Raw genomic sequence first — 20653 nt, 5'->3', positions numbered from 1 at the left:
ACCCGGGCCGTCAGGCCGGGATGACGCGGGCCCGCTCCAGCTTCAGGACCCGGTCCATGCGCGCGGCCAGTTCCAGGTTGTGCGTGGCGATGAGCGCCGACATGCCGGTGTCGCGCACCAGGCGCACCAGCACGTCGAACACGGTCTCGGAGGTGCCGGGGTCGAGGTTGCCGGTGGGCTCGTCGGCCAGCAGGAGCTGGGGGGCGTTGGCGAGGGCGCGGCACACGGCCACGCGCTGCTGCTCGCCGCCCGAGAGCTCGCCCGGCCGGTGCGTGGCGCGCGGGGTGAGGCCGACGGAGCCGAGCAGCATCGCCGCCCGCGCCTCCGCATCGGCGCGCGACACGCCGGCGGCACGCTGGGGAAGCACGATGTTCTCGGCCGCGGTGAACTCCGGCAGCAGGTGGTGGAACTGGTAGACGAAGCCCACCGTGTCCCGCCGCAGGCGGGTGCGGGCCCCGTCGCGCAGCCGGGTGGCGTCCTGTCCGGCGATGCGCACCTCGCCGGTGTCCGGCGTGTCCAGCAGCCCGGCGATGTGCAGCAGGGTGGACTTGCCGGAGCCGGAGGGGGCGACGAGCCCCACCACCTCGCCCCTGGCGATGTCGAGGTCCACGCCCTCCAGCACGCGCACCTCGCCCGGCGTGCCCTTGTTGAAGATGCGCGAGACGCCGCGGAGACCGAGGGTCATGTCACTCATAGCGCAAGGCCTCCACCGGGTTGAGCCGCGCCGCGCGGCGGGCGGGGAAGATGGTCACCAGGCAGGACAGCAGGAAGGAGAGCGCCGCGGCGCGGAACACGTCCCACCACACCAGCTTGGCGGGAAGCTGGCTGAGCATGCGCTGGGACGGATCCCACACGCCGCCGCCGGCCACCGTGTTCACGAAGGTGAAGATCGGGTCGATGTAGATGGCGAAGAGGCAGCCCAGCACCACGCCCAGGATGGTGCCCACCACGCCGATGGAGGCGCCGCAGATGAAGAACACCCGCAGGATGGAGCCCTGGGTGAGGCCCATGGAGCGCAGCACGCCCACGTCGCGCCCCTTGTTCTTCACCAGCATCACGAGGCCGGAGGTGATGTTCAGCGAGGCGATGAGCACGAGGATGGAGAGGATGACGAACATCACGTTGTCCTCCATCGTGAGCGCCTGCAGGTAGGCGCCGTTCGTGTCCTTCCAGGTGAGCACGCTCATGCCGGGCACCGCGTCGGCGATGCGGGCGGTGAGCGCGTCCGGCGCGCGGGAGGAGCCGAGCGCCTCCGGCCGGTCCACCATCACCTCGATCTGGTCGACCGTGTCCTGGTGGTTGAAGAACTTCTGCGATTCCGCGAGCGGCAGGTACACGCGCACCCGGTCGATGTCGTAGCGGCCGATCTGGAAGATGTAGGCGATCTTGTAGTTGTTGATGCGCGGCGAGGTGGCGCCGAAGGCGGTCTTCACCCCGTCGGGCGAGATGAGGGTGACCGTGTCGCCCACGAAGAGGCCCAGTTCGCGCGCGACGCCGGAGCCGATGGCGATGCCGTTCTCCTCACCACCGAACCCGTCGAGCGAGCCCCAGCGGCGCTCCGGGGTCTCGATGAGCGGCAGGGTCTCGAGGTCGGAGCGGCGCTCGCCGAACACCTGCACGCCGGCGTTGCGGCCGCGCGCCGTGGCCATCACCTGGGCCGAGACCATGGGGGCCGCGCGCACCACGCCGGGCACGGCGGCGACCTTCGCCGTCACCGCGTCGAAATCCGGCATCGGCGCGATGCGGCCGTCCTTCATGTGGTAGAGGGTGACATGGGCGTTCGCGCCGAGGATCCGGTCGGTGAACTCGGCCCGGAAACCGGTGCGCACCGCGAAGGTGGCGACAAGCGCGAAGACCGCGAGGGTGATCCCGATCAGCGAGATCCAGGTCATCACGCTCACCCCGCCCTCGCGCCGCCGGGCCCTGAGGTAACGCCAGGCGATCAGCCATTCGAAACCGGCGAAGGGCGCGGTGCTGCGGCTCATGCATGTCTCCCGTTCGGGGGGAAGGATGGGGACGGCCCGCGAGGGGGCGGCGGCCTTCGGGGGCATCGAGCCCCCTCGGCCGCCGGGCCCGTGCCGGGCCCCTGCCCGGCTCAGACCGCCGCGAAGATCTCCGCCACCCGGGAGATGGCGTCTTCGGGCGACAGCTCCACGCTCTCTCCCGTACGCCGGGACGTAAGCTCCACGACGCCCTTGGCAAGACCCCGTGGCCCAACCGTGATCCGCCAGGGGCAGCCGATCAGGTCCATCGTGGCGAACTTGGCGCCGGCGCGCTCGTCACGGTCATCGTAGAGGGTCTCGACCCCGGCCTTCGCCAGCCCGGCATAAAGGTCCTCGCAGGCCGCATCCGCCGCGGCGTCGCCCTGCTTGAGGTTCACGATGCCCACGCCGAAGGGCGCCACGCTCTCGGGCCAGATGATGCCCTTGTCATCATGGTTCGCCTCGATCAGCGCGCCCACCAGCCGGCTCACGCCGATGCCGTAGGAGCCCATCTCCACCGGAACCTGCACGCCCTCGGCATTGGTGACCACGGCGTTCATCGGGGCGGAGTACTTGGTGCCGAAGTAGAAGATGTGCCCCACCTCGATGCCGCGCGCGGTGACCTTGCGGTCCTCCGGCACGGCGTCGAACAGCGCCGCGTCATGGGTCTCGTCGGTGCGCGCGTAGGGGGCGGTCCACTGGTCCACCAGGCCCTGCAGGGCGGCGGTGTCGTCGAAATCCACCGTGCGGTCGCCCAGGGCGAGGTCCGCCACCGACCGGTCGAGGAACACCTCGCTCTCGCCGGTCTCCGCCAGCACCAGGAACTCGTAGGAGTAATCCCCGCCGATCGGGCCCGCGTCAGCGCGCATCGGCACCGCCTTCAGGCCCAGCCGCTCGAAGGTGCGCAGATAGCTCACCACATGGCGGTTGAAGGCGTGGATGGCGCTGTCGCGGTCCAGGTCGAAGGAATAGCCGTCCTTCATCAGGAACTCGCGGCCGCGCATCACGCCGAAGCGCGGGCGGATCTCGTCGCGGAACTTCCACTGCACGTGGTAGAGGGTCTTGGGCAGCTCGCGGTAGGAGGAGACCGCGGTGCGGAAGATGTCGGTGATCAGCTCCTCGTTGGTCGGGCCGAAGAGCATGTCGCGGTCATGCCGGTCGCGGATGCGCAGCATCTCGGGGCCGTAGGCGTCGTAGCGGCCGCTCTCGCGCCACAGGTCGGCGGACTGGATGGTGGGCATCAGCATCGGGATGTGCCCGGCCTTCTGCTGCTCTTCGTGCACGATCTGCTCGATGCGGCGGAGCACCTTGAAGCCCAGCGGCAGCCAGGAATAGATCCCGGCGCTCGACTGCCGGATCATGCCGGCGCGCAGCATCAGCCGGTGCGAGACGATCTGCGCCTCCGCCGGGGTTTCTTTCAGAACGGGAAGAAAGTAGCGCGTGAGACGCATGGAGAGCCCTCGGGAACGGTCAGATCGGATCGGGCCGAGGTGTACGGCAGGTGCGCGCGCGGCGCAATGCCCGGCATCGGCCACCGGCCGCGCACCGCGAAAACGAATCAATGGTTAACCAGCCGGTGTCTCTCGCCATGACGCAGTGCGAAAGATCGCCCCCGATCCTGGATGCAGCGCAGTGCTTATACTGCACATGCGAAGGAAACGCCCCCAAACACCCCCGCATGCCCTGATTTTTTGCACTCCGCCCTGAAATTGCGCAGTTTTTTGCTGACGAAATGTCACAGGTTGGCGTAGGTTCTGGAGGCCACAAACAAGGCTCAAGTCTAGGGGAAGAGAAGCGGTCCGCCATCAAGAGCGGGCCGCTTTTTCATTTGGCCCCCGGGCCCGGCCGGCCCTCTTCCCCGCCCGTTTCCCTTGCCCTCACCGCCCCGGCGGCACCGCGCCCGCCCCGCCGGCGGCCCTGCGCCCGGCCCGCGCGCGCGCACGCCACACCGGCGGAGCGCCTGCGCGCAGCGGCACGGGCCGGCGGGGTCCGGCGAGGAAGTGTGACGTGAGGGGTGGCTGCCGCGGCGCGGTGGCTCAGTCCTCGGCGACGGTGAGTTCCGCCGTGAGGCCCAGGGATTTCGCCACCGAGGCGAGGCGCTTGGACACCACCTCCCCGGCGAGATCGGCCATGTCCGCGCCCAGCGCCAGCACCAGCCGGTCGCCCACCCGGGCGATCGGGGCGCCGGAGAGGCCGCCGGGCGTGGAGCCGGAGAGCATGGCGCCGAGGCGCATCGCCCGGCCCAGCCGTTCCGCCTCGTCCTGCCGTTCGGGCGACAGCAGCCCCAGCATCGCGTCGGCGCCCAGCTTCTTGCGGCTGCTCTTGTAGCGGTGGAACAGCGCAAGGCCGATGAACACCCGCCCCGGGTGGTCCACCCCGCCGAGCGAGGCGCGCATCAGCGTCTCGAACCCGACATGGGCGCGGTAATCGGGGTGGGCGCGCCAGTTCACGTCATGCAGCATGCAGGCCGCCTCCGCGAGGCGCAGGGATTCGGCCGGGAACCCGTCCAGCAGCGGGCGCACCCACTCGAACAGCTCGGTCCCGAAGCCGGGGAAGCGCGCGCGCCGCCGCTCGCGGAACCGGCAGGCCTCGATCAGCGGGTCCAGCGCGCGGATGCCCGGGCTCAGGTGTTCCCACAGCAGCCCCTCGCGCAGCCCGTAGGCCGAGACGGAGACCTTCTCCGGCGCGAAGGCCTGCACCAGCCGCTCCAGCACCGCGGCCGCGAGCGGCAGCACCTCGGCGCGGGCGGAGGAGATGTCGGACATCTCGTCGAGCGCCTCGGGCGTCTGGCGGGCCATCCAGCGTGTCTGGGCGGCGAGGTCCACCGGGTCCATGCCGTATTCGTGCAGCACGTGGATGGGATAGTCCGAGCGCACCATGTGCACCCGGCCCAGCGCGCGCCAGGATCCGCCGACGAGGTAGAGGTTGCGCACCGGCCCGGGAACCGCCTCGCGCGCCCGGGTGAGATGCTCGTCGATCAGCGCGCGCAGCGCCTGGGTGTCCCCCGCCCTGTCGCGCAGGTGCAGGGGGCCGAGCGGCGTGGTGATGCGCTGGCCGACCATGCCGTTGCCCACGCGGGCCAGTTCCATCGAGGCGCCGCCCATGTCGGCGACCACGCCGTCGGCCTCAGGCCAGCCGAGCAGAACGCCCTCGGCGGCGATGCGGGCCTCGTCGTCGCCCGAGGCGATGCGGATGCGGATGCCGGTCGTCTCCAGCACCTCGGCGCAGAAGGCCGCGCCGTCCTCGGCCTCGCGCACCGCGGCCGTCGCCACGGCTTCCAGCGTGAGAACCTGCATGCGCTCGGCCAGTATCGAGAACCGGCGTAGCGCCGCCAGCGCGCGCGCCCGGCCCTCCGGGTGCAGCCGCCCGGTGTCCAGCACGCCGCGGCCCAGGCCGCAGAGCACCTTCTCGTTGAAGAAGTAGGAGGGGCTGCGCGCGATGCCGTCGTAGACGACCAGCCGCACGGAGTTCGACCCGACATCGATCACCGCAATCCGGCGATGCGCTGTCGCATCCGTCTCGATCGCCTTGGGCGCCGCGAAGGAGCGGGCGCGTCGGAACAATTCGTCTCTCACCGACAAGATGCATTCCCGGATGGTGCGGACCTAAGGGACGCGTGACACGCCAGGCCCGCGCGGTCAACCGCTCCTGACGTCGGAGACCGCCGGCGCGGCGCATTCGCCACAGCCCGCCGCGGCGCCCGGAACCCGAAGAACGGCCCCGGCCCGCGCCCGGAAAACGGCCCTTCGGTCACGGCCTCGCGCCGCTCCGCACGCGGCAGAGGGCCCCCGCGCCCGGCGCCCCGACAGGTTTCGCGCGCGAAAACCGGCCTCCGGCGCAGGGCCCTGGGGCCCCTTTCCGCGGCTTCCGGGGCCCTGCGGCCTGACCGGGCGGCGTGACCGGGGGCGGCGCGGGCACATCGGCTCCGGCCTGCGCGGCCCTGCCGGGCTGCGCGGGCGCGAGGCCATGGGTTCGGGCGGGCTGTCCTCACCTTGCGGGGCCGGGGCGGAGGGCCGCTCAGTCGGAGCTGTGGGTGAGGCGCGGGGCGTCGCCCGCCCCGGCCCGGCCGCGGCCGGACATGGACGGGTTCTCCATGAAGAACCGGTGGCAGGAGAAGGGCCGCGCCCCCTCCGGCGCCGTGGCCCGCGCCCATTCGGCATCCGGCCCGAGCACCCAGCTCTGCGCCACGTCGGCGAGGTTCGCCGCCATGATCTGGTCCACGATCTGGCTGTGGACGGTGGGGTTGTCGATGCGCACCAGCGTCTCCACCCGGCGGTTGAGGTTGCGCCCCATCCAGTCCGCCGAGGAGATGTAGACCTTCGCATGCGCCGAGGGCAGGCCGTGGCCGTTGCCGAAGCACACGATGCGCGAGTGCTCCAGGAAGCGCCCCACCACCGATTTCACCCGGATGGTCTCCGACAACCCGGCAACCCCGGGCCGCACCCCGCAGATGCCGCGCACGATCATGTCGATGCGCACCCCGGCCTGGGAGGCGGTGTAGAGCGCGTCGATGATCTCGGCGTCGATCACCGAATTCACCTTCACCCAGACATGCGCCGGGCGGCCGGCCTGCGCATGGGCGGCCTCGGCCTTCAGCCCCTCGAGCAGGGTGCGCTTCAGCGAAAGCGGCGAGAGCGAGAGGTTCTCCAGCCCCTGCGGCTCGGCATAGCCGGTGATGTAGTTGAACAGGCGCGTGGCGTCGCGGCCCAGCGCCGGGTCACAGGTGAAGAGCGAGAGGTCGGTGTAGATGTTGGCCGTGCCCGGGTGGTAGTTGCCGGTGCCGAAATGCGAGTAGGTGACCAGCTCGTCCCCCTCCCGGCGCACCACGGTCGAGACCTTGGCATGGGTCTTCCAGTCGATGAACCCGTAGACCACCTGCGCCCCTGCCCGCTCGAGCTGGCGCGACTGGCGGATGTTCGCGGCCTCGTCGAAGCGCGCCTTCAGCTCCACCAGCGCGGTGACGGACTTGCCGTCCTCCGCCGCCTCGCACAGCGCCGCCACGATGGGGCTGTCGCGCGAGGTGCGGTAGAGCGTCTGCTTGATGGCGAGCACGTTGGGGTCGCGCGCCGCCTGCTGGAGGAAGCGCACCACGATGTCGAAGGTCTCGTAGGGGTGGTGCAGCAGCATGTCCTTCTGGCGGATGGCCGCGAAGATGTCGCCCTCGTAATCCTGCACCCGCTCGGGCATGCGCGGCTTGAACGGCGGCCAGAGCAGGTCCGGGTCGTCCTTGACCACCAGTTCGGAGAGGTCGGCGATGCCGATCAGCCCGGCGACGGGGATCACCTCGTCGCGCGCGACGTGGAGTTCGTCCGTCACCAGGTTCTGGATGTCGGGATTGTCGGAATGGGTGATGGTGAGGCGGATCACCTCGCCGCGGCGCCGGCGCTTCAGCGCGGTCTCGAACTCGCGCACCAGGTCTTCCGCTTCTTCCTCCACCTCCAGATCGCTGTCGCGCAGCACCCGGAACAGGCAGGAGCCGGAGACGCGGTAGCCCGGGAACAGCCGGTCGAGGAAGATCTCCAGCAGCACCTCCAGCGGCAGGAAGCGGATCGCCTTGCCGCGGCCGCCCTTCAGCCGGTGGAAGCGCGGCACCTGCGGCGGCACGGGCAGCAGCGCGTCCAGCGGCGCGTCGTCGGAGATGCGGCGCAGCTGCAGGGCCATGGCGAAGCCGCGGTTCGCGATGAAGGGGAACGGGTGCGCCGGGTCCACCGCCAGCGGGGTGAGGATGGGAAACACCGTCTCCAGGAAGATCTTCTCCAGCCGCTCCACGTCGGCGCCGCTGAGTTCGTCGCGCCGCACCACCTCGATGCCGGCGCCGCGCAGTTCGGCCTGCAGCGACAGCCAGGCGGCCTGCTGGCGCTGCATCAGCGCGCGGGCGTTGGCGTCGATGCGCTCCAGCTGCTCGGCGGGGGTGAGCCCGTCGGCCGAAGGGCCGCCGAGGCCGCTGCGCATCAGGCTGCGCAGGCCCGCGACGCGCACGGTGTAGAACTCGTCGAGGTTGTTGCCGGAGATGGAGAGGAAGCGCACCCGCTCCAGCAGCGGAACGTTCGGGTTCTCCGCCTCCTCCAGCACACGCCAGTTGAAGGCGAGCCATGACAGCTCGCGGTTGATGAAGCGCGCGGGGCCGGTGATGTCGAGCCCCTCGGGGAGGCGAGGCGCCTCGGGAGCGGAATTGAGAAAATCTGCCTGGGTCATGGCGCTTTCATAAGGCATGTCTTGCAACATCTCCGTGACAGACCGGTTACCAGCCCAGAATGCGCTTGGCGAAGGCGGGCGTGAGCGATTTCTTCGCCGCCAGCGCCTCCGCGTCCAGCCGCGCGACCAGCGCCGCGGCCTCGCGCGCCGAGCGCTCCATCCGGGTGACGAGATAGGGAATGAGCTCGGGCGGCACGGCCAGCTGCCGGTCGTCGAAGAGCTTGACCAGCAGGGCGGCCAGCAGCGCGTCGTCCGGCGCGTGGATCTGGGCCACCTGCATCGCCCCCAGCCGCGAGGCGAGGTCCGGCAGGCTCACCTCCCAGCGCGCGGGCGCGCGCCGCGCGGTCACGAGGATCGGCCGGCGCGCCTCGGTCATCGCGTTGAGCAGGTGGAAGAGCGCGGCCTCGCGCTGCGGGCGGCCCGGCACGGCGGCATCGGCGTTCTCCAGCACCAGGGGGGCGTCCACCAGCTCGGGCACCAGCGCCTCGGTGAGGGCCTCCGCCTCGCACACCCGGGCGCCGAGATCCCCGGCCCACACCTGCGCGAGATGCGTCTTGCCCGATTGCTCCGGCCCCACCAGCGCCAGCCGCCCCTGCGCCCAGGCGGCCCAGAGGTCGATGGCGCCCAGCGCATCCGCGTTGGCCGGGCTCACGAAGAAGGCTTCGCGGTCCCGCGCGGCGCGGCTGGGGAGGTCGAAGATGAGCTGCGTCATGCGTCCGGCCCGTCCTGGGTGCCGCGGTAGAGGCGGCCGGACTGGTATTCGGCCATCGCGAAGCGCCCCAGCACCCCGATGGCCGCCGCCACCGGGACGGCGATGAGCAGCCCGGAGAAGCCCATCAGCGCGCCGAAGGCCGAGAGGGCGAACATCAGCCACACCGGGTGCAGCCCGACCGAACCGCCCACCAGCCGCGGGGTGAGCACGTTGCCCTCGATGGCCTGGCCGACGATGAACACCCCGGCCACTGCCGCGATCCACGGCCATTCCCCCCAGAACTGGAACAGCGCCAGCCCGATGGAGAGCGCGCCGCCCACGATGGAGCCCACGAAGGGAATGAAGCTGATCAGCCCGGCGACGAGCCCGATCACCAGCCCGAACTGCAGCCCCAGCAGCGCCAGCGCGATGGCGTAGAACGAGCCGAGGATGACGCAGACCAGCAGTTGCCCGCGCACGAAGCCCGCCAGCACCCGGTCCACCTTCAGCGCGAGGTCGCGGATCACCGGCGCATGCTGGCGCGGCAGCCAGGTGTCGATGACGGCGATCATCCTGTCCCAGTCCAGCAGCAGGTAGAAGGCCACCACCGGCGCCACCACGATCAGCATCAGGAAGTCGATCAGCGCCAGCGAGGAGCTGAGCACGCTGTTGAGCATCGTGAGGCCCTTCTGCTGCAGCGTGTCGGAGGCGGAGGAGAGCGCGCTGCGCAGCGGGCTGTCCTCGGTCAGCACCTGGGGGTAATGCTCGGAGAGGAAGGCCTGGAACTGGCGCACCATCTCCGGCGTGGTCTGAACCAGCGCCGTGACCTGGCGGACGACGGAGGGAATGAGCACCAGCAGCGCCCCGGCCGCGATCAGCAGCGCGGCCAGCGTGATGACCACGGTCGCGGCCGCGCGCGACAGGCCGAGCCGCTCCAGCCGGTCGGCGACGGGGTCGAGGAAATAGGCGATGGCGGCGCCCACCAGGAACGGCACCAGCGCCTGCCCGATCGCCCAGAGGACGACGAGCAGCACCAGAAGGCCGATACCCCAGTAACGCAACTGGTCCCGCGAACTCAGGCTCATGTGGCGGCTCCCCTCTTCCTGTCGGCTCCCAGATGACGCAGCAAGGCTCGTTATGCAAGTCGGAGCGGGCGGGCGGGGCCCGCCGTCAGCTGAACTGCTCGCGGATCAGCCGCTCCTCCAGCCCGTGCCCGGGGTCGAAGAGCAGAGTATGCGACACTGTCTCGTCGCTGGAAACCTCGGCCCAGATCACGTCGCGCACCTCCACGTTGTCGGCCACCGCCGCCACCGGGCGCTTGTGCGGGTCGATCACCTCGAAGCGCACCGTGGCGGTGATGGGCAGCAGCGCCCCGCGCCAGCGCCGCGGCCGGAAGGCCGAGATCGGCGTGAGCGCGAGAATGGCCGCGCCCACCGGGATGATCGGCCCATGGGCGGAGTAATTGTAGGCCGTGGAGCCCGCCGGCGTGCACACCATCGCCCCGTCGCAGATCAGCTCGTCCATGCGCTCGCGCCCGTCCACGTGGATGCGCAGATGCGCGGCCTGCGGGCCGGCGCGCAGCAGCGAGACCTCGTTGATCGCCAGCGCCTCGGCCCGGGTGCCGTCGCTGCCTTCCGCGCGCATGCGCAGGGGGTTGATCTGGGTCGGATCCGCCTCGGCCACGCGCGCCTCCAGCCCCTCCTCGTCATAGGCGTTCATCAGGAAGCCCACGGTGCCGCGGTTCATGCCGTAGACCGGCACGCCCAGCGCGCCGGTGGCATGCAGCGTGGCGAGCATGAACCCGTCGCCGCCGAGCGCCACGATCACCTGTGCCTGCTGCAGCCCGGCCTGGCCGTAGCGCGCGGTGAGGCGGGCGATGGCCTCCTGCGCCTCCGGCGCGCCCGAGGCCGTGAAATGGATGCGTGTGCCGCTCATGCCTGCCTCTTGCCCAGTCCTGCGTCTCGCCCGGTCGTGCCGCGTGATGCCCGGTCCCGGGCGGGGCCCGGCCCTGCGCGATGCCCGGCCCTTTGTGGTGCCCCGGGGCGGCGCCCTGCCCCGGTCTGCCTCCCGTACCGTGCCATCTCCTGCGCGGTGCTCTCTCTCCTGAGCGGTCGCGGCCCACCCTGCCCCCCCGGCGCGGCAGTGACAAGGCAGGAAAATCCGTCGCGCCGGGGCACGCAGGTTTCCGATCGGCGCGAAAGGTCGTGGATGGGCGCGGGGGGGACGCAATTGCACAGCCCGAATGCCGAAACCGCTGTCACTTTGCCCGCGACAACCGCCCCGGGCACCGCTAAAAACCGCGCGACCCCGCCCCCGCCCCTGACTGGAGGAAGACGAGCATGACCACCGAAGTCCGCGACCCGGGATTCTTCACCGAGGCCCTCTCCGGCCGCGACCCCGAGCTCTTCAACGCCATCACCCTCGAACTCGGCCGCCAGCGCGACGAGATCGAGCTCATCGCCTCCGAGAACATCGTGAGCCGCGCGGTGATGGAAGCCCAGGGCTCGGTGCTCACCAACAAGTACGCCGAGGGCTACCCCGGCCGGCGCTACTACGGCGGCTGCCAGTTCGTGGACATCGCCGAGCAGCTCGCCATCGACCGCGCCTGCGCGCTCTTCGGCGCGAAATTCGCCAACGTGCAGCCCAATTCCGGCAGCCAGGCCAACCAGGGCGCCTTCCAGGCCCTGATCAAGCCGGGTGACACGATCCTCGGGATGAACCTCGCCTCCGGCGGCCACCTCACCCACGGTGCCGCGCCCAACCAGTCCGGCAAGTGGTTCAACGCCGTGCAGTACGGCGTGCGCAAGCAGGACAGCCTGCTCGACTACGACGAGGTGGAGGCGCTGGCGAAGGAGCACCAGCCCAAGCTGATCATCGCCGGCGGCTCGGCCATCCCGCGCCAGATCGATTTCGCCCGCTTCCGCGCCATCGCCGACAGCGTGGGCGCCTACCTCATGGTGGACATGGCGCATTTCGCCGGCCTCGTGGCGGGCGGCGCGCATCCGAACCCGATGCCCCACGCCCATGTGGTGACCACCACCACCCACAAGACCCTGCGCGGGCCCCGCGGCGGCATGATCCTCACCAATGACGAGGCGATCGCGAAGAAGGTGAACTCGGCGATCTTCCCCGGCATCCAGGGCGGCCCGCTGATGCACGTGATCGCCGGCAAGGCCGCGGCCTTCGGCGAGGCGCTGCGCCCCGAGTTCAAGGCCTACGCGGCACAGGTCGTCACCAACGCGCAGGCGCTGGCCGACGAGCTGATGAAGGGCGGGCTCGACATCGTCACCGGTGGCACCGACACCCACGTGATGCTGGTCGACCTGCGGCCCAAGGGCGTGAAGGGCAATGCCACCGAGAAGGCCCTCGGCCGCGCCCACATCACCTGCAACAAGAACGGCATCCCCTTCGACCCGGAGAAGCCGACCGTGACCTCCGGCGTGCGCCTCGGCACCCCGGCGGGCACCACCCGCGGCTTCGGCGAGGCGGAGTTCCGCGAGATCGGCCGGCTGATCACCGAGGTGGTCGACGGGCTCGCAGCCAACGGCGAAGAGGGCAACGGCGCCGTGGAAGAGGCGGTGAAGGCCAAGGTCGCCACGCTCTGCGCCGCCTTCCCGATCTACCAGGGGCTCTGAGCTCCGCGGGTGCCGCAACCGCTTCCGGCAGGCCCCCGGGGCCTGCCCTTTTCCGCCCCGGAAGGGGGCGGAAAAGCTGCGCGCGGCGCGCGCAGGGAAGCGCCCCGCCCGGCCCCGGCCGCGCGCTCCGGCCTGCTGCCACCGCGCGCCTGCCGCCTTGGCGGTGCCGCCCGGGCGCGACCGCTCACGCATTTGCCGCGCACCCCACATGTGGGGCCGACCATTCCCCTCTACCCAATCCATCGCGGGATGCCTATAGTGCTGCCTGACGGAGCTCCAGGGGGAACAAGATGCGCTGCCCGTTCTGCGGAAATGTCGAAACCCAGGTGAAGGACAGCCGGCCGGCCGAGGACCATGTCTCGATCCGCCGACGCCGCTACTGCCCGGCCTGCGCGGGCCGCTTCACCACCTACGAGCGCGTGCAGCTGCGCGACCTCACGGTGATCAAGAAGAACGGCCGCCGCGAGAACTTCGACCGCGACAAGCTGGAACGCTCCATCCGCATCGCCCTGCAGAAGCGCCCGGTAGACCCCGAGCGCATCGACCAGATGATCTCCGGCATCGTGCGCCGCCTCGAATCCATGGGGGACTCGGATGTGAAATCGGACTCCATCGGCGCCATCGTGATGGAGACCCTGGCGCGGATCGACACCGTCGCCTACGTGCGCTTCGCCTCCGTCTACAAGAACTTCCAGGCCGCCGATGACTTCGAGGATTTCGTTGCCGAACTCCGCCCCATTGCCACAGCCGTCATCGATGGGGACTGAGCGTCCCGCCAGCGACGCCGACCTCCGCTTCCTCGCCATGGCCCTGGCCCTCGCCTCCCGCGGGCTTGGGCGTGTGTGGCCGAACCCGGCGGTGGGCTGCGTGATCGTGCGCGACGGCCGGGTGCTGGGCCGCGGCTGGACCCAGCCCGGCGGCCGGCCCCATGCGGAGGCCATGGCGCTTGCACAGGCCGGCGCGGCGGCCCGCGGCGCCACCGCCTATGTCACGCTGGAACCCTGCGCCCACCACGGCCGCACCCCGCCCTGCGCCGACGCCCTCGTCGCCGCCGGCATCGCCCGGGTGGTCTCGACGATGGAGGACCCGGACCCGCGGGTGAGCGGCCGCGGCTTCGCCCGGCTGGCGGATGCCGGCATCCCGGTGTGCCGCGGCGTGATGGCCGAGGCCGCGCACGCGGTGAACCGCGGCTTCCTCACCCGCATCACCCTGGGCCGCCCGATGGTCACCCTCAAGCTCGCCACCACGCTCGACGGGCGCATCGCCACGGCCACCGGTGAGAGCCGCTGGATCACCGGGCCCGAGGCGCGCCGCCTCGTGCACCTGATGCGCGCGCGCCATGACGGCATCCTGGTCGGCGCCGGCACCGCGCGCACCGACAACCCGATGCTCGACGTGCGCGACATCGGCCTGGAAGAGGCCGCCCCGGTGCGCGTGGTCGCCGACGCGCGGCTGAGCCTGGGCACCGGCTCGCGCCTCGTGGCCAGCGCCGGGGCGATCCCGCTCTGGGTGGCCTGCGGCCCGCAGGCCCCGCCGGCAGAGCGCGAGGCGCTGGAGAGCGCCGGCGCCGAACTGCTGCCCTGCGCCACCGGCCCGGGCGGCGCCATCGACCTCGCGGACCTGCTCACCCGGCTGGGCACCCGCGGGATGACCCGGCTGATGTGCGAAGGCGGCGCCCGGCTGGCCGCCGCCCTGCTGCGCGCCGGCCTCGTCGACCGGCTGGTCACCTTCACCGCCGGGCGGACGATCGGCGGCGAGGGCACCGCGGCCATCGCCGGACTCGGGCTCCGGCGCCTCGCCGATGCCCCGACCTTCCGGCTCGCCGACAGCAGGCGCGTGGGCGTGGACCTCATGAGCACCTGGGAGCGCGACTGAGGCCGGCCCGGCGCGGGCCTCGGGTGAGGCCGCGCACACGCCCCCCCGGCTCGGCCGCCCCCCCGGGCCCCACGGCGACCCGGCCGCCACGGCAGCCTCCGCCCGCCCGCACCGGGGCGCGGCTTTGCCTTCGCCGATGCGTGCTCCGGCTTCCCGGCTTCCCGGCTTCCCGGCTTCCCGGCTTCCCGGCTTCCCGGCTTCCCGGCTTCCCGGCTTCCCGGCTTCCCGGCTTCCCGGCTTCCCGGCTTCCCGGCTTCCCGGCTTCCCGGCTTCCCGGCTTCCCGGCTTCCCGGCTTCCCGGCTTCCCGGCTTCCCGGCTTCCCGGCTTCCCGGCTTCCCGGCTTCCCGGCTTCCCGGCTTCCCGGCTTCCCGGCTTCCCGGCTTCCCGGCTTCCCGGCTTCCCGGCTTCCCGGCTTCCCGGCTTCCCGGCTTCCCGGCTTCCCGGCTTCCCGGCTTCCCGGCTTCGAGGACCTGCCCTCCGGCGCCGGGTGTGGCAAGGGGTGTCGGGCGGGCTGCGGCCCGGACGGAAAAAGGGCCGCCCCGGCATGCGGAGCGGCCCTTTCGATGGCGCGAGGGCGGGGCGATCAGCGCGACAGGTTGTTCACCGTGCCGGCGAAGCTCACCAGCGGGGAGAGCGAGCTGAGCGTCTTGATCACGCGGACCAGCGGCGCCTCGGTCACGTAGAGCACGTCGCCGCTGCGGATGCCGAAGGAGCCGGCGGTGAACATGCCGCCCGGCTTGGTGAGGTCGATCACATAGGCGGTGTTCACCGGCTCGGAGAACGACTTCCCGGGCATCACCTTGTTGGCGATGTCCGGCAGCTCGGTGCGGAACACGAACACGCCCTGCGGGTTGGCGAGCTGCGAGTTCAGGCCGCCCACCAGGCCCAGGGCCTCCAGGGCGGAGATGTTGCGCGCCGGGAACTGCACGCGCTGCTGGGTGCCGAAGGCCCCCAGGGCGGTGAAGGTGCGCCGGTCACGCTCGATGATCAGCGAGTCGTCGGCCTGCAGCGGCACGTCGAAGGCGGGGTTGTCGTAGAGGTCCTGCAGCCAGATCTGGCCGCTCTGCGAGCCGCGGCGCAGCTTCACGATCGCCACTTCCGGGTCCAGCGAGATGCCGCCGGCCTTGGAGAGCATGCCGACCAGTTCCTGCGTGGAGGCGTCGATCGGGTAGACGCCCGGCGCGTTCACCGAGCCGAGGATCTTCACGGTGGCGGAATCCGAGCGGACCCGCCGCACCTCGACCTGCGGGTCGGGGGTCTGGCTCTGCAACCCCTGGGTGATGATCCGGCGCAGCTCCTCGGGAGATCGGCCCGCGGCGCGGATCCGCCCGGCATAGGGCACGAAGATGTAGCCGGACTGGTCGATCTGGGTTTCCTGCAGGCTGGTCTGCTTCTGGCCCATGCCCACCAGCAGCCCGTTGTCCACATTCTCCCAGACGGTGATGGACAGACTGTCTCCGGGGCCGAAAAGATCCACGTTCTGCCCGAGGGCGGAGAGGAAGCCGGCGCCGAAGTTCAGCGTCTCGTCGCGCGAGGAAAACCGCGCGACCTGGTCGGTCACGTCCACAACCTCGAAGGGCAGCGCCTCGGCGTCGTCCGACGCGGTGGAGGCCTCGATCTCCGTCATGCTGGGGCCGGACCGCGGCAGGCCGCAGGCGGACAAGGGAAGAATCAACGCAAGGCCCGCATATCTCAGCGGCCCGGTCGCAAGGAGCCTGATCACAGTTATGTCCCTCTTCTGGCCTTTTTTACGGGCTTTTCGCCCTGGCAGTGCGCGCAATGGTAGCCCATCGCGCGCGGGGGAAAAAGCCCTAACGCTGCGGTGCGGCGCGTGGCGGAAAAACTCCAGCGTGGCTTGCACAGGCCGCAGCCGCACGCTACTTCCCTAGCCCGGCAGCGCGGAAAGGCGAGAGACATGTTCACCGGCATCATCACCGACATCGGCGAGATCCTCGAGATCACACTGCGCGGCGACACCCGGATGCGCATTGCCTGCGGCTATGACATGGCCGGCGTGGCGCTGGGCGCCTCGATCTGCTGCGACGGCGTCTGCCTGACGGTCGTCGACAAGGGCACCCTCCCCGCGGGCGGCGACACGGCCACCTCCGGCGCGGGTGCGGCCGGGAACGCCTCCGGCACGGGTAAGGGTGGAAGCGCCTCCGGCGCGGGCATGGGCAGGAGCGCCTCCGGCGCGGGCCGCGGCTGGTTCGATGTCGACGCCTCCGCCGAGACCCTCTCCCTCACCACGCTTGGCGGCTGGAGCGCGGGCACGCGCATCAACCTGGAGCGCGCCCTGCGCGTGGGTGACGAGCTGGGCGGCCACATCGTCTCCGGCCACGTGGACGGCACGGCCGAGATCCTCTCCCTCACGCCGGAGGGCGACAGCATCCGCTACCGCTTCCGCGCCCCGAAGGCCCTCGCGCGCTTCATCGCGCCCAAGGGCTCGGTGGCGCTCAACGGCACCTCCCTCACGGTCAACGAGGTCGACGGTCCGGATTTCGGGGTGAACATCATCCCCCACACCCGCGCCGAGACCACCTGGGGCGACGCCCGGGCCGGCGACCGGGTGAACCTCGAGATCGACACGCTGGCCCGCTATGTCGCGCGGCTCGCCGAGATGACCAACGCGTGAGGCGACGCTGATGATCAACACCTACTCCGATGCCATCTCCTCGATCGAGGAAATCATCGAGGATGCCCGCAACGGCCGCATGTTCATCCTCGTGGACCACGAGGACCGCGAGAACGAGGGCGACCTGGTGATCCCCGCCCAGATGGCCACGCCGGACGCGATCAACTTCATGGCCACCCACGGCCGCGGGCTGATCTGCCTCGCGATGACCGGCGAGCGGCTGGACAAGCTGGGCCTGCCGATGATGTCGGCCTCCAACCAGTCGCGCCACGAGACCGCCTTCACCACCTCCATCGAGGCGCGCGAGGGGGTGACCACCGGCATCTCCGCCCATGACCGGGCCCGCACCGTGGCCGTGGCCATCAACCCCGAGAGCGGCCCGCACGACCTCGCCACCCCCGGCCACGTGTTCCCGCTGCGCGCGAAGCCCGGCGGCGTTCTGGTGCGCGCGGGGCACACGGAAGCGGCGGTGGACATCTCCCGCCTCGCCGGGCTGAACGCCTCCGGCGTGATCTGCGAGATCATGAACGACGACGGTACCATGGCCCGCCTGCCGGACCTGGTGGCCTTCGCCCAGCGCCACGCGCTGAAGATCGGCACCATCTCCGACCTCATCGCCTACCGCCGCCGGCACGACAACCTGGTGCGCGAGAGCGCCCAGCGCGCCATCTCCTCGGAGCATGGCGGGGACTGGCTGCTGCGCGTCTTCGTGGACGAGACCGAGGGCCAGGAGCATCTCGCGCTCACCAAGGGCGATCTCTCCGCCCCCGGGCCGGTGCTGGTGCGCATGCATGCCGCGAACATTCTCGAGGACATGCTGGGCCTGCGCACCGGGCGCGCGCACCAGTTGCACGACGCGATGGCCGAGATCGGCCGCGAGGGCCGCGGCGCCGTGGTCATCCTGCGCGACATGGAGCCGAACGCGCTCACCAACATGATCTCGCCCGGCGGGCTCACCCCCAACATCCTGCGCCAGTACGGGCTGGGGGCACAGATCCTCGGCGCGCTGGGCATTTCCGAAATGATCCTGCTGACGAACTCTCCCGCGCCGCGTATCGTGGGGCTCGAAGGCTACGGGCTCACGGTGCATTCCACCCGCCCGATTTCCGGCCCCGACGGGCCGAAGGAGGACTGATCCATGGCCGGTGAAAGCCACTACCGGGTGCCGCTTCCCGCCTTCGATCCGGCGCCGCACGTGCTGATCGTCGTGGCCCCCTACTACCGCGACATCGCCGACGGCCTGCTGGCCGGCGCGCGCGCCGCGCTGGACTCGGTGGGCGCCACGCATGAGACCATCGAGGTGCCCGGCGCGCTGGAGGTGCCCACGGCCATCCGTCTCGCCACCAACTGCTACCGCTATCAGGGCTACGTGGCGCTGGGCTGCGTGATCCGCGGCGAGACCACGCATTACGAGACCGTGTGCAACGACAGCTCCCGCGCCCTCGCCCTGCTGGGGCTGGAGGGGCACTGCATCGGCAACGGCATCCTGACGGTGGAGACCCACGCCCAGGCCGCCGCCCGGGCCTTCGACCAGAACAAGGGCGGCGGTGCCGCCGAGGCGGCGCTGCACCTCATCGCCCTCGCCCGGCGCTTCAAGCGCGGCGGCAAGGCCTTCGCGCCCTCCTCCACCGACACTCTGATCGCCGCCGGCGGCGCTCCCGCCTCGAAGGATACCGCCTGATGGCCCGTACAATGCCCGTCTCGCTCGCCCGCCGCATGCGCTCGGCCGCGCGGCTCTACGCCGTTCAGGCGCTGTTCCAGATGGAGGCGCAGGGCTCCTCGCTGGAGGAGACCATGTCGGAGTTCGAGACCCACCGCATCGGGGCGACCATCGACGAGGACACCTACGAGGAAGCCGACATCGACCATTTCCGCACCCTCGTCTCCGAGGCGGTGAGCCGGCAGGCGACCATCGACCAGATGACCGACCGGGCGCTGGTGGCGAAATGGCCGATCGACCGCATCGACCCCACGCTGCGCGCGCTGTTCCGCGCGGCCGGTGCCGAGTTCGTCGGCCGGCAGACCCCGCCGAAAGTGGCGATCACCGAGTTCGTCGACGTGGCGAAGGCCTTCTTCCCCGAGGGCCGCGAATCGAAATTCGTCAATGCCGTGCTCGACCACATGGCGCGTGAGGCAAACCCCGAAGCCTTCGCCTGACACCGCGCCGGCCAGGCGCACCCGCCCACCCCCCGCAGACCGTCCCGCCCCCGGCGGGACGAGGGCCGACGAACTCCCCTCCCGCCCCGGGAGGGGATGAGGAGGACCTGCCCCGCGGAGGGCGCGCCCCCTCACCCCAAGGCCCGGACCGGGGACGGCGCGAGGCGCCCGGCCGGGGAGAGAGGACCTCCTCATCCCCACCCGGGGGTGGGGCGTTCGTCGGCCCTTGTCCCGGCAAGCGGGACGCGCCCGGGTTCCGTGCCGCGGCGCCCGTTTCACACCGGCCCGGCCAGCGCGCCGCCTGCCTCAGGCCACCTGCCCCGCAGCCCAGCCCGACGACCAGGCCCACTGGAAGTTGTAGCCGCCCAGCCAGCCGGTCACATCCACCACCTCGCCGATGAAGTGCAGCCCGGGCACCGCGCGCGCCGCGAGGGTGCGGCTGTCGAGCCCGGCGGTGTCGACCCCGCCCAGCGTCACCTCGGCCGTGCGGTAGCCCTCGCTGCCCACCGGGCGCAGGCGCCAGGCGTTCACCGCCTCGGCCAGCGTGCGCAGGCGCTTGTCGGAGAGATCGGCGAGATTGCCGGTCAGGCCGGCGACGAGATGCTGCGCCAGCGCCTTGGGCAGAAGCCGCGCCAGCGCGGTCTGCGGCGCCTGCCGGCCCGCGGCCGCCTTCTGCGCCTTCAGCTCGGCAAACACATCATGCCCGGGCGCGAGCGAGAGCGTGATCTCGCCGCCCTCGCGCCAGAAGGAGGAGACCTGCAGGATCGCCGGCCCCGAGAGGCCGCGGTGGGTGAAGAGCACCGCCTCCTCGAAGCGCGCCTTGCCGCTGGCGGCGACCCCCTGCACCGACACCCCGGCCAGCGCCTTCATCGGCGCCAGCTCCTGCTCGGCGAAGGTGAGTGGCACGAGGCCCGGGCGCGTCTCCACCAGCCCGAGGCCGAACTGCCTCGCGATGTCGTAGCCGAAGCCCGTCGCCCCCATCTTCGGGATCGACTTGCCGCCCGTGGCGATCACCAGGCTCTGCGCGCGCTGCGCGCCCCCCGCCTGCACCACGAAGTCGCCGTCGCGCCCCACCGCCTCCACCGGGGTGCCGAGACGCAGGGTCACCCCCGCCTCCGCCAGCCCGCCGGTGAGCATGGTCACGATCTCGCGCGCCGAGCCGTCGCAGAAGAGCTGGCCCAGCGTCTTCTCGTGCCAGGCGATGCCATGCGCCTCCACCCGGGCGAGGAAATCCCGCGCCGTGAAGCGCTTCAGCGCCGAGACCGCGAAGCGCGGGTTGGCGGAGAGGAAATTCCCCGGCCCGGCATGGATGTTGGTGAAGTTGCAGCGCCCGCCGCCGGAGATGCGGATCTTCTCGCCCGGCGCCTTCGCATGGTCGATCAGCAGCACGCGCCGCCCGCGCCGCCCGGCCTCGATGGCGGCGAACATCCCGGCCGCTCCGGCCCCGATCACGATCACGTCCCAGTCGCTCATCCGCGCCCCATC

General features: G+C 71.4%; 17 protein-coding genes. 7 read left to right on the top strand and 10 right to left on the bottom strand.

All coding sequences use genetic code 11. The features are described from left to right. Positions 1-10: 10 nt before the first annotated feature. The 8 genes from FDP22_RS10785 to FDP22_RS10750 form a co-directional block, all read right to left on the bottom strand. Positions 11-694 carry an ABC transporter ATP-binding protein gene (locus tag FDP22_RS10785; protein ID WP_138572833.1) on the bottom strand — a complete coding sequence of 228 codons (684 nt, stop codon included), beginning with the start codon at positions 692-694 and terminating at the stop codon, positions 11-13. After that, positions 687-1985, bottom strand: coding sequence for a lipoprotein-releasing ABC transporter permease subunit (locus tag FDP22_RS10780; protein ID WP_138572831.1), 1299 nt, complete (start codon positions 1983-1985; stop codon positions 687-689). Before FDP22_RS10780 ends, FDP22_RS10785 begins: the two co-directional genes overlap by 8 nt. 110 nt (positions 1986-2095) lie before the next feature. Next, on the bottom strand, positions 2096-3433 hold the full coding sequence (gene proS, locus FDP22_RS10775; protein WP_138572829.1) for a proline--tRNA ligase: 1338 nt from the start codon (positions 3431-3433) through the stop codon (positions 2096-2098). A gap of 585 nt (positions 3434-4018) precedes the next feature. Beyond that, positions 4019-5545, bottom strand: a complete 1527-nt coding sequence (locus tag FDP22_RS10770; RefSeq protein ID WP_138572827.1) for a Ppx/GppA family phosphatase — start codon at positions 5543-5545, stop codon at positions 4019-4021. A 454-nt stretch (positions 5546-5999) separates the two neighbouring features. Next, positions 6000-8177: an RNA degradosome polyphosphate kinase gene (locus FDP22_RS10765; RefSeq protein ID WP_138572825.1), complete on the bottom strand. Its 2178-nt coding sequence runs from the start codon at positions 8175-8177 to the stop codon at positions 6000-6002. A gap of 46 nt (positions 8178-8223) precedes the next feature. Next, a complete protein-coding gene (locus tag FDP22_RS10760; RefSeq protein WP_138572823.1) occupies positions 8224-8889 on the bottom strand; it encodes an HdaA/DnaA family protein in 666 nt (221 codons plus the stop codon). Next, complete coding sequence (locus tag FDP22_RS10755) at positions 8886-9953, bottom strand: AI-2E family transporter (protein ID WP_138572821.1); 1068 nt, start codon at positions 9951-9953, stop codon at positions 8886-8888. The genes FDP22_RS10760 and FDP22_RS10755 overlap by 4 nt, the downstream gene beginning before the upstream one ends. A gap of 85 nt (positions 9954-10038) precedes the next feature. Continuing rightward, a complete protein-coding gene (locus FDP22_RS10750; RefSeq protein WP_138572819.1) occupies positions 10039-10803 on the bottom strand; it encodes an NAD kinase in 765 nt (254 codons plus the stop codon). A 404-nt stretch (positions 10804-11207) separates the two neighbouring features. Here FDP22_RS10750 and glyA point away from each other — a divergent pair, with 404 nt between their 5' ends. The 3 genes from glyA to ribD all read left to right on the top strand — a co-directional run bounded on the left by glyA (position 11208) and on the right by ribD (position 14378). Further along, positions 11208-12503: a serine hydroxymethyltransferase gene (gene glyA, locus FDP22_RS10745; RefSeq protein WP_138572817.1), complete on the top strand. Its 1296-nt coding sequence runs from the start codon at positions 11208-11210 to the stop codon at positions 12501-12503. A 290-nt stretch (positions 12504-12793) separates the two neighbouring features. Further along, complete coding sequence (nrdR, locus tag FDP22_RS10740) at positions 12794-13270, top strand: transcriptional regulator NrdR (protein ID WP_138572815.1); 477 nt, start codon at positions 12794-12796, stop codon at positions 13268-13270. Then, positions 13260-14378, top strand: coding sequence for a bifunctional diaminohydroxyphosphoribosylaminopyrimidine deaminase/5-amino-6-(5-phosphoribosylamino)uracil reductase RibD (ribD, locus tag FDP22_RS10735; RefSeq protein WP_138572813.1), 1119 nt, complete (start codon positions 13260-13262; stop codon positions 14376-14378). Before nrdR ends, ribD begins: the two co-directional genes overlap by 11 nt. 584 nt (positions 14379-14962) lie before the next feature. On the opposite strand, the gene FDP22_RS10730 is transcribed toward ribD, so the two are convergent. Then, positions 14963-16006 (bottom strand): polysaccharide biosynthesis/export family protein, encoded by a 1044-nt coding sequence (locus FDP22_RS10730; protein ID WP_138572811.1) that lies wholly within the window; start codon positions 16004-16006, stop codon positions 14963-14965. 288 nt (positions 16007-16294) lie between these two features. On the opposite strand from FDP22_RS10730, the gene FDP22_RS10725 reads away from it, so the two are divergent. The 4 genes from FDP22_RS10725 to nusB are packed head-to-tail and all read left to right on the top strand — an operon-like array spanning position 16295 to position 19168. Beyond that, entirely contained in the window at positions 16295-17011 is a 717-nt protein-coding gene (locus tag FDP22_RS10725; protein WP_138572809.1) for a riboflavin synthase, read from the top strand. Between the two features lie 10 nt (positions 17012-17021). After that, positions 17022-18146: a 3,4-dihydroxy-2-butanone-4-phosphate synthase gene (gene ribB / locus FDP22_RS10720; protein ID WP_138572807.1), complete on the top strand. Its 1125-nt coding sequence runs from the start codon at positions 17022-17024 to the stop codon at positions 18144-18146. 3 nt (positions 18147-18149) lie between these two features. Beyond that, a complete protein-coding gene (locus tag FDP22_RS10715; protein ID WP_138572805.1) occupies positions 18150-18692 on the top strand; it encodes a 6,7-dimethyl-8-ribityllumazine synthase in 543 nt (180 codons plus the stop codon). After that, on the top strand, positions 18692-19168 hold the full coding sequence (gene nusB / locus FDP22_RS10710; protein WP_239031749.1) for a transcription antitermination factor NusB: 477 nt from the start codon (positions 18692-18694) through the stop codon (positions 19166-19168). The genes FDP22_RS10715 and nusB overlap by 1 nt, the downstream gene beginning before the upstream one ends. A 306-nt stretch (positions 19169-19474) precedes the next feature. Here nusB and FDP22_RS10705 read toward each other — a convergent pair whose 3' ends face one another. Continuing rightward, on the bottom strand, positions 19475-20641 hold the full coding sequence (locus FDP22_RS10705; protein WP_138572803.1) for a BaiN/RdsA family NAD(P)/FAD-dependent oxidoreductase: 1167 nt from the start codon (positions 20639-20641) through the stop codon (positions 19475-19477). Positions 20642-20653 lie beyond the last annotated feature (12 nt).

Source organism: Paroceanicella profunda, assembly GCF_005887635.2.
Lineage (GTDB): Bacteria > Pseudomonadota > Alphaproteobacteria > Rhodobacterales > Rhodobacteraceae > Paroceanicella > Paroceanicella profunda.
The sequence above is the reverse complement of the archived record's forward strand: the minus strand, read 5'-3'. Positions and strand labels throughout refer to the sequence as shown.

Excerpts from the sequence above, each read along its gene's own strand:
- FDP22_RS10785 (WP_138572833.1), bottom strand. The coding sequence starts at position 694 with ATGAGTGACATGACCCTCGGTCTCCGCGGCGTCTCGCGCATCTTCAAC.
- FDP22_RS10780 (WP_138572831.1), bottom strand. The coding sequence starts at position 1,985 with ATGAGCCGCAGCACCGCGCCCTTCGCCGGTTTCGAATGGCTGATCGCC.
- proS (WP_138572829.1), bottom strand. The coding sequence starts at position 3,433 with ATGCGTCTCACGCGCTACTTTCTTCCCGTTCTGAAAGAAACCCCGGCG.
- FDP22_RS10765 (WP_138572825.1), bottom strand. The coding sequence starts at position 8,177 with ATGACCCAGGCAGATTTTCTCAATTCCGCTCCCGAGGCGCCTCGCCTC.
- FDP22_RS10760 (WP_138572823.1), bottom strand. The coding sequence starts at position 8,889 with ATGACGCAGCTCATCTTCGACCTCCCCAGCCGCGCCGCGCGGGACCGC.
- FDP22_RS10755 (WP_138572821.1), bottom strand. The coding sequence starts at position 9,953 with ATGAGCCTGAGTTCGCGGGACCAGTTGCGTTACTGGGGTATCGGCCTT.
- FDP22_RS10750 (WP_138572819.1), bottom strand. The coding sequence starts at position 10,803 with ATGAGCGGCACACGCATCCATTTCACGGCCTCGGGCGCGCCGGAGGCG.
- glyA (WP_138572817.1), top strand. The coding sequence starts at position 11,208 with ATGACCACCGAAGTCCGCGACCCGGGATTCTTCACCGAGGCCCTCTCC.
- nrdR (WP_138572815.1), top strand. The coding sequence starts at position 12,794 with ATGCGCTGCCCGTTCTGCGGAAATGTCGAAACCCAGGTGAAGGACAGC.
- ribD (WP_138572813.1), top strand. The coding sequence starts at position 13,260 with ATGGGGACTGAGCGTCCCGCCAGCGACGCCGACCTCCGCTTCCTCGCC.
- FDP22_RS10730 (WP_138572811.1), bottom strand. The coding sequence starts at position 16,006 with ATGACGGAGATCGAGGCCTCCACCGCGTCGGACGACGCCGAGGCGCTG.
- FDP22_RS10725 (WP_138572809.1), top strand. The coding sequence starts at position 16,295 with ATGTTCACCGGCATCATCACCGACATCGGCGAGATCCTCGAGATCACA.
- ribB (WP_138572807.1), top strand. The coding sequence starts at position 17,022 with ATGATCAACACCTACTCCGATGCCATCTCCTCGATCGAGGAAATCATC.
- FDP22_RS10715 (WP_138572805.1), top strand. The coding sequence starts at position 18,150 with ATGGCCGGTGAAAGCCACTACCGGGTGCCGCTTCCCGCCTTCGATCCG.
- nusB (WP_239031749.1), top strand. The coding sequence starts at position 18,692 with ATGGCCCGTACAATGCCCGTCTCGCTCGCCCGCCGCATGCGCTCGGCC.
- FDP22_RS10705 (WP_138572803.1), bottom strand. The coding sequence starts at position 20,641 with ATGAGCGACTGGGACGTGATCGTGATCGGGGCCGGAGCGGCCGGGATG.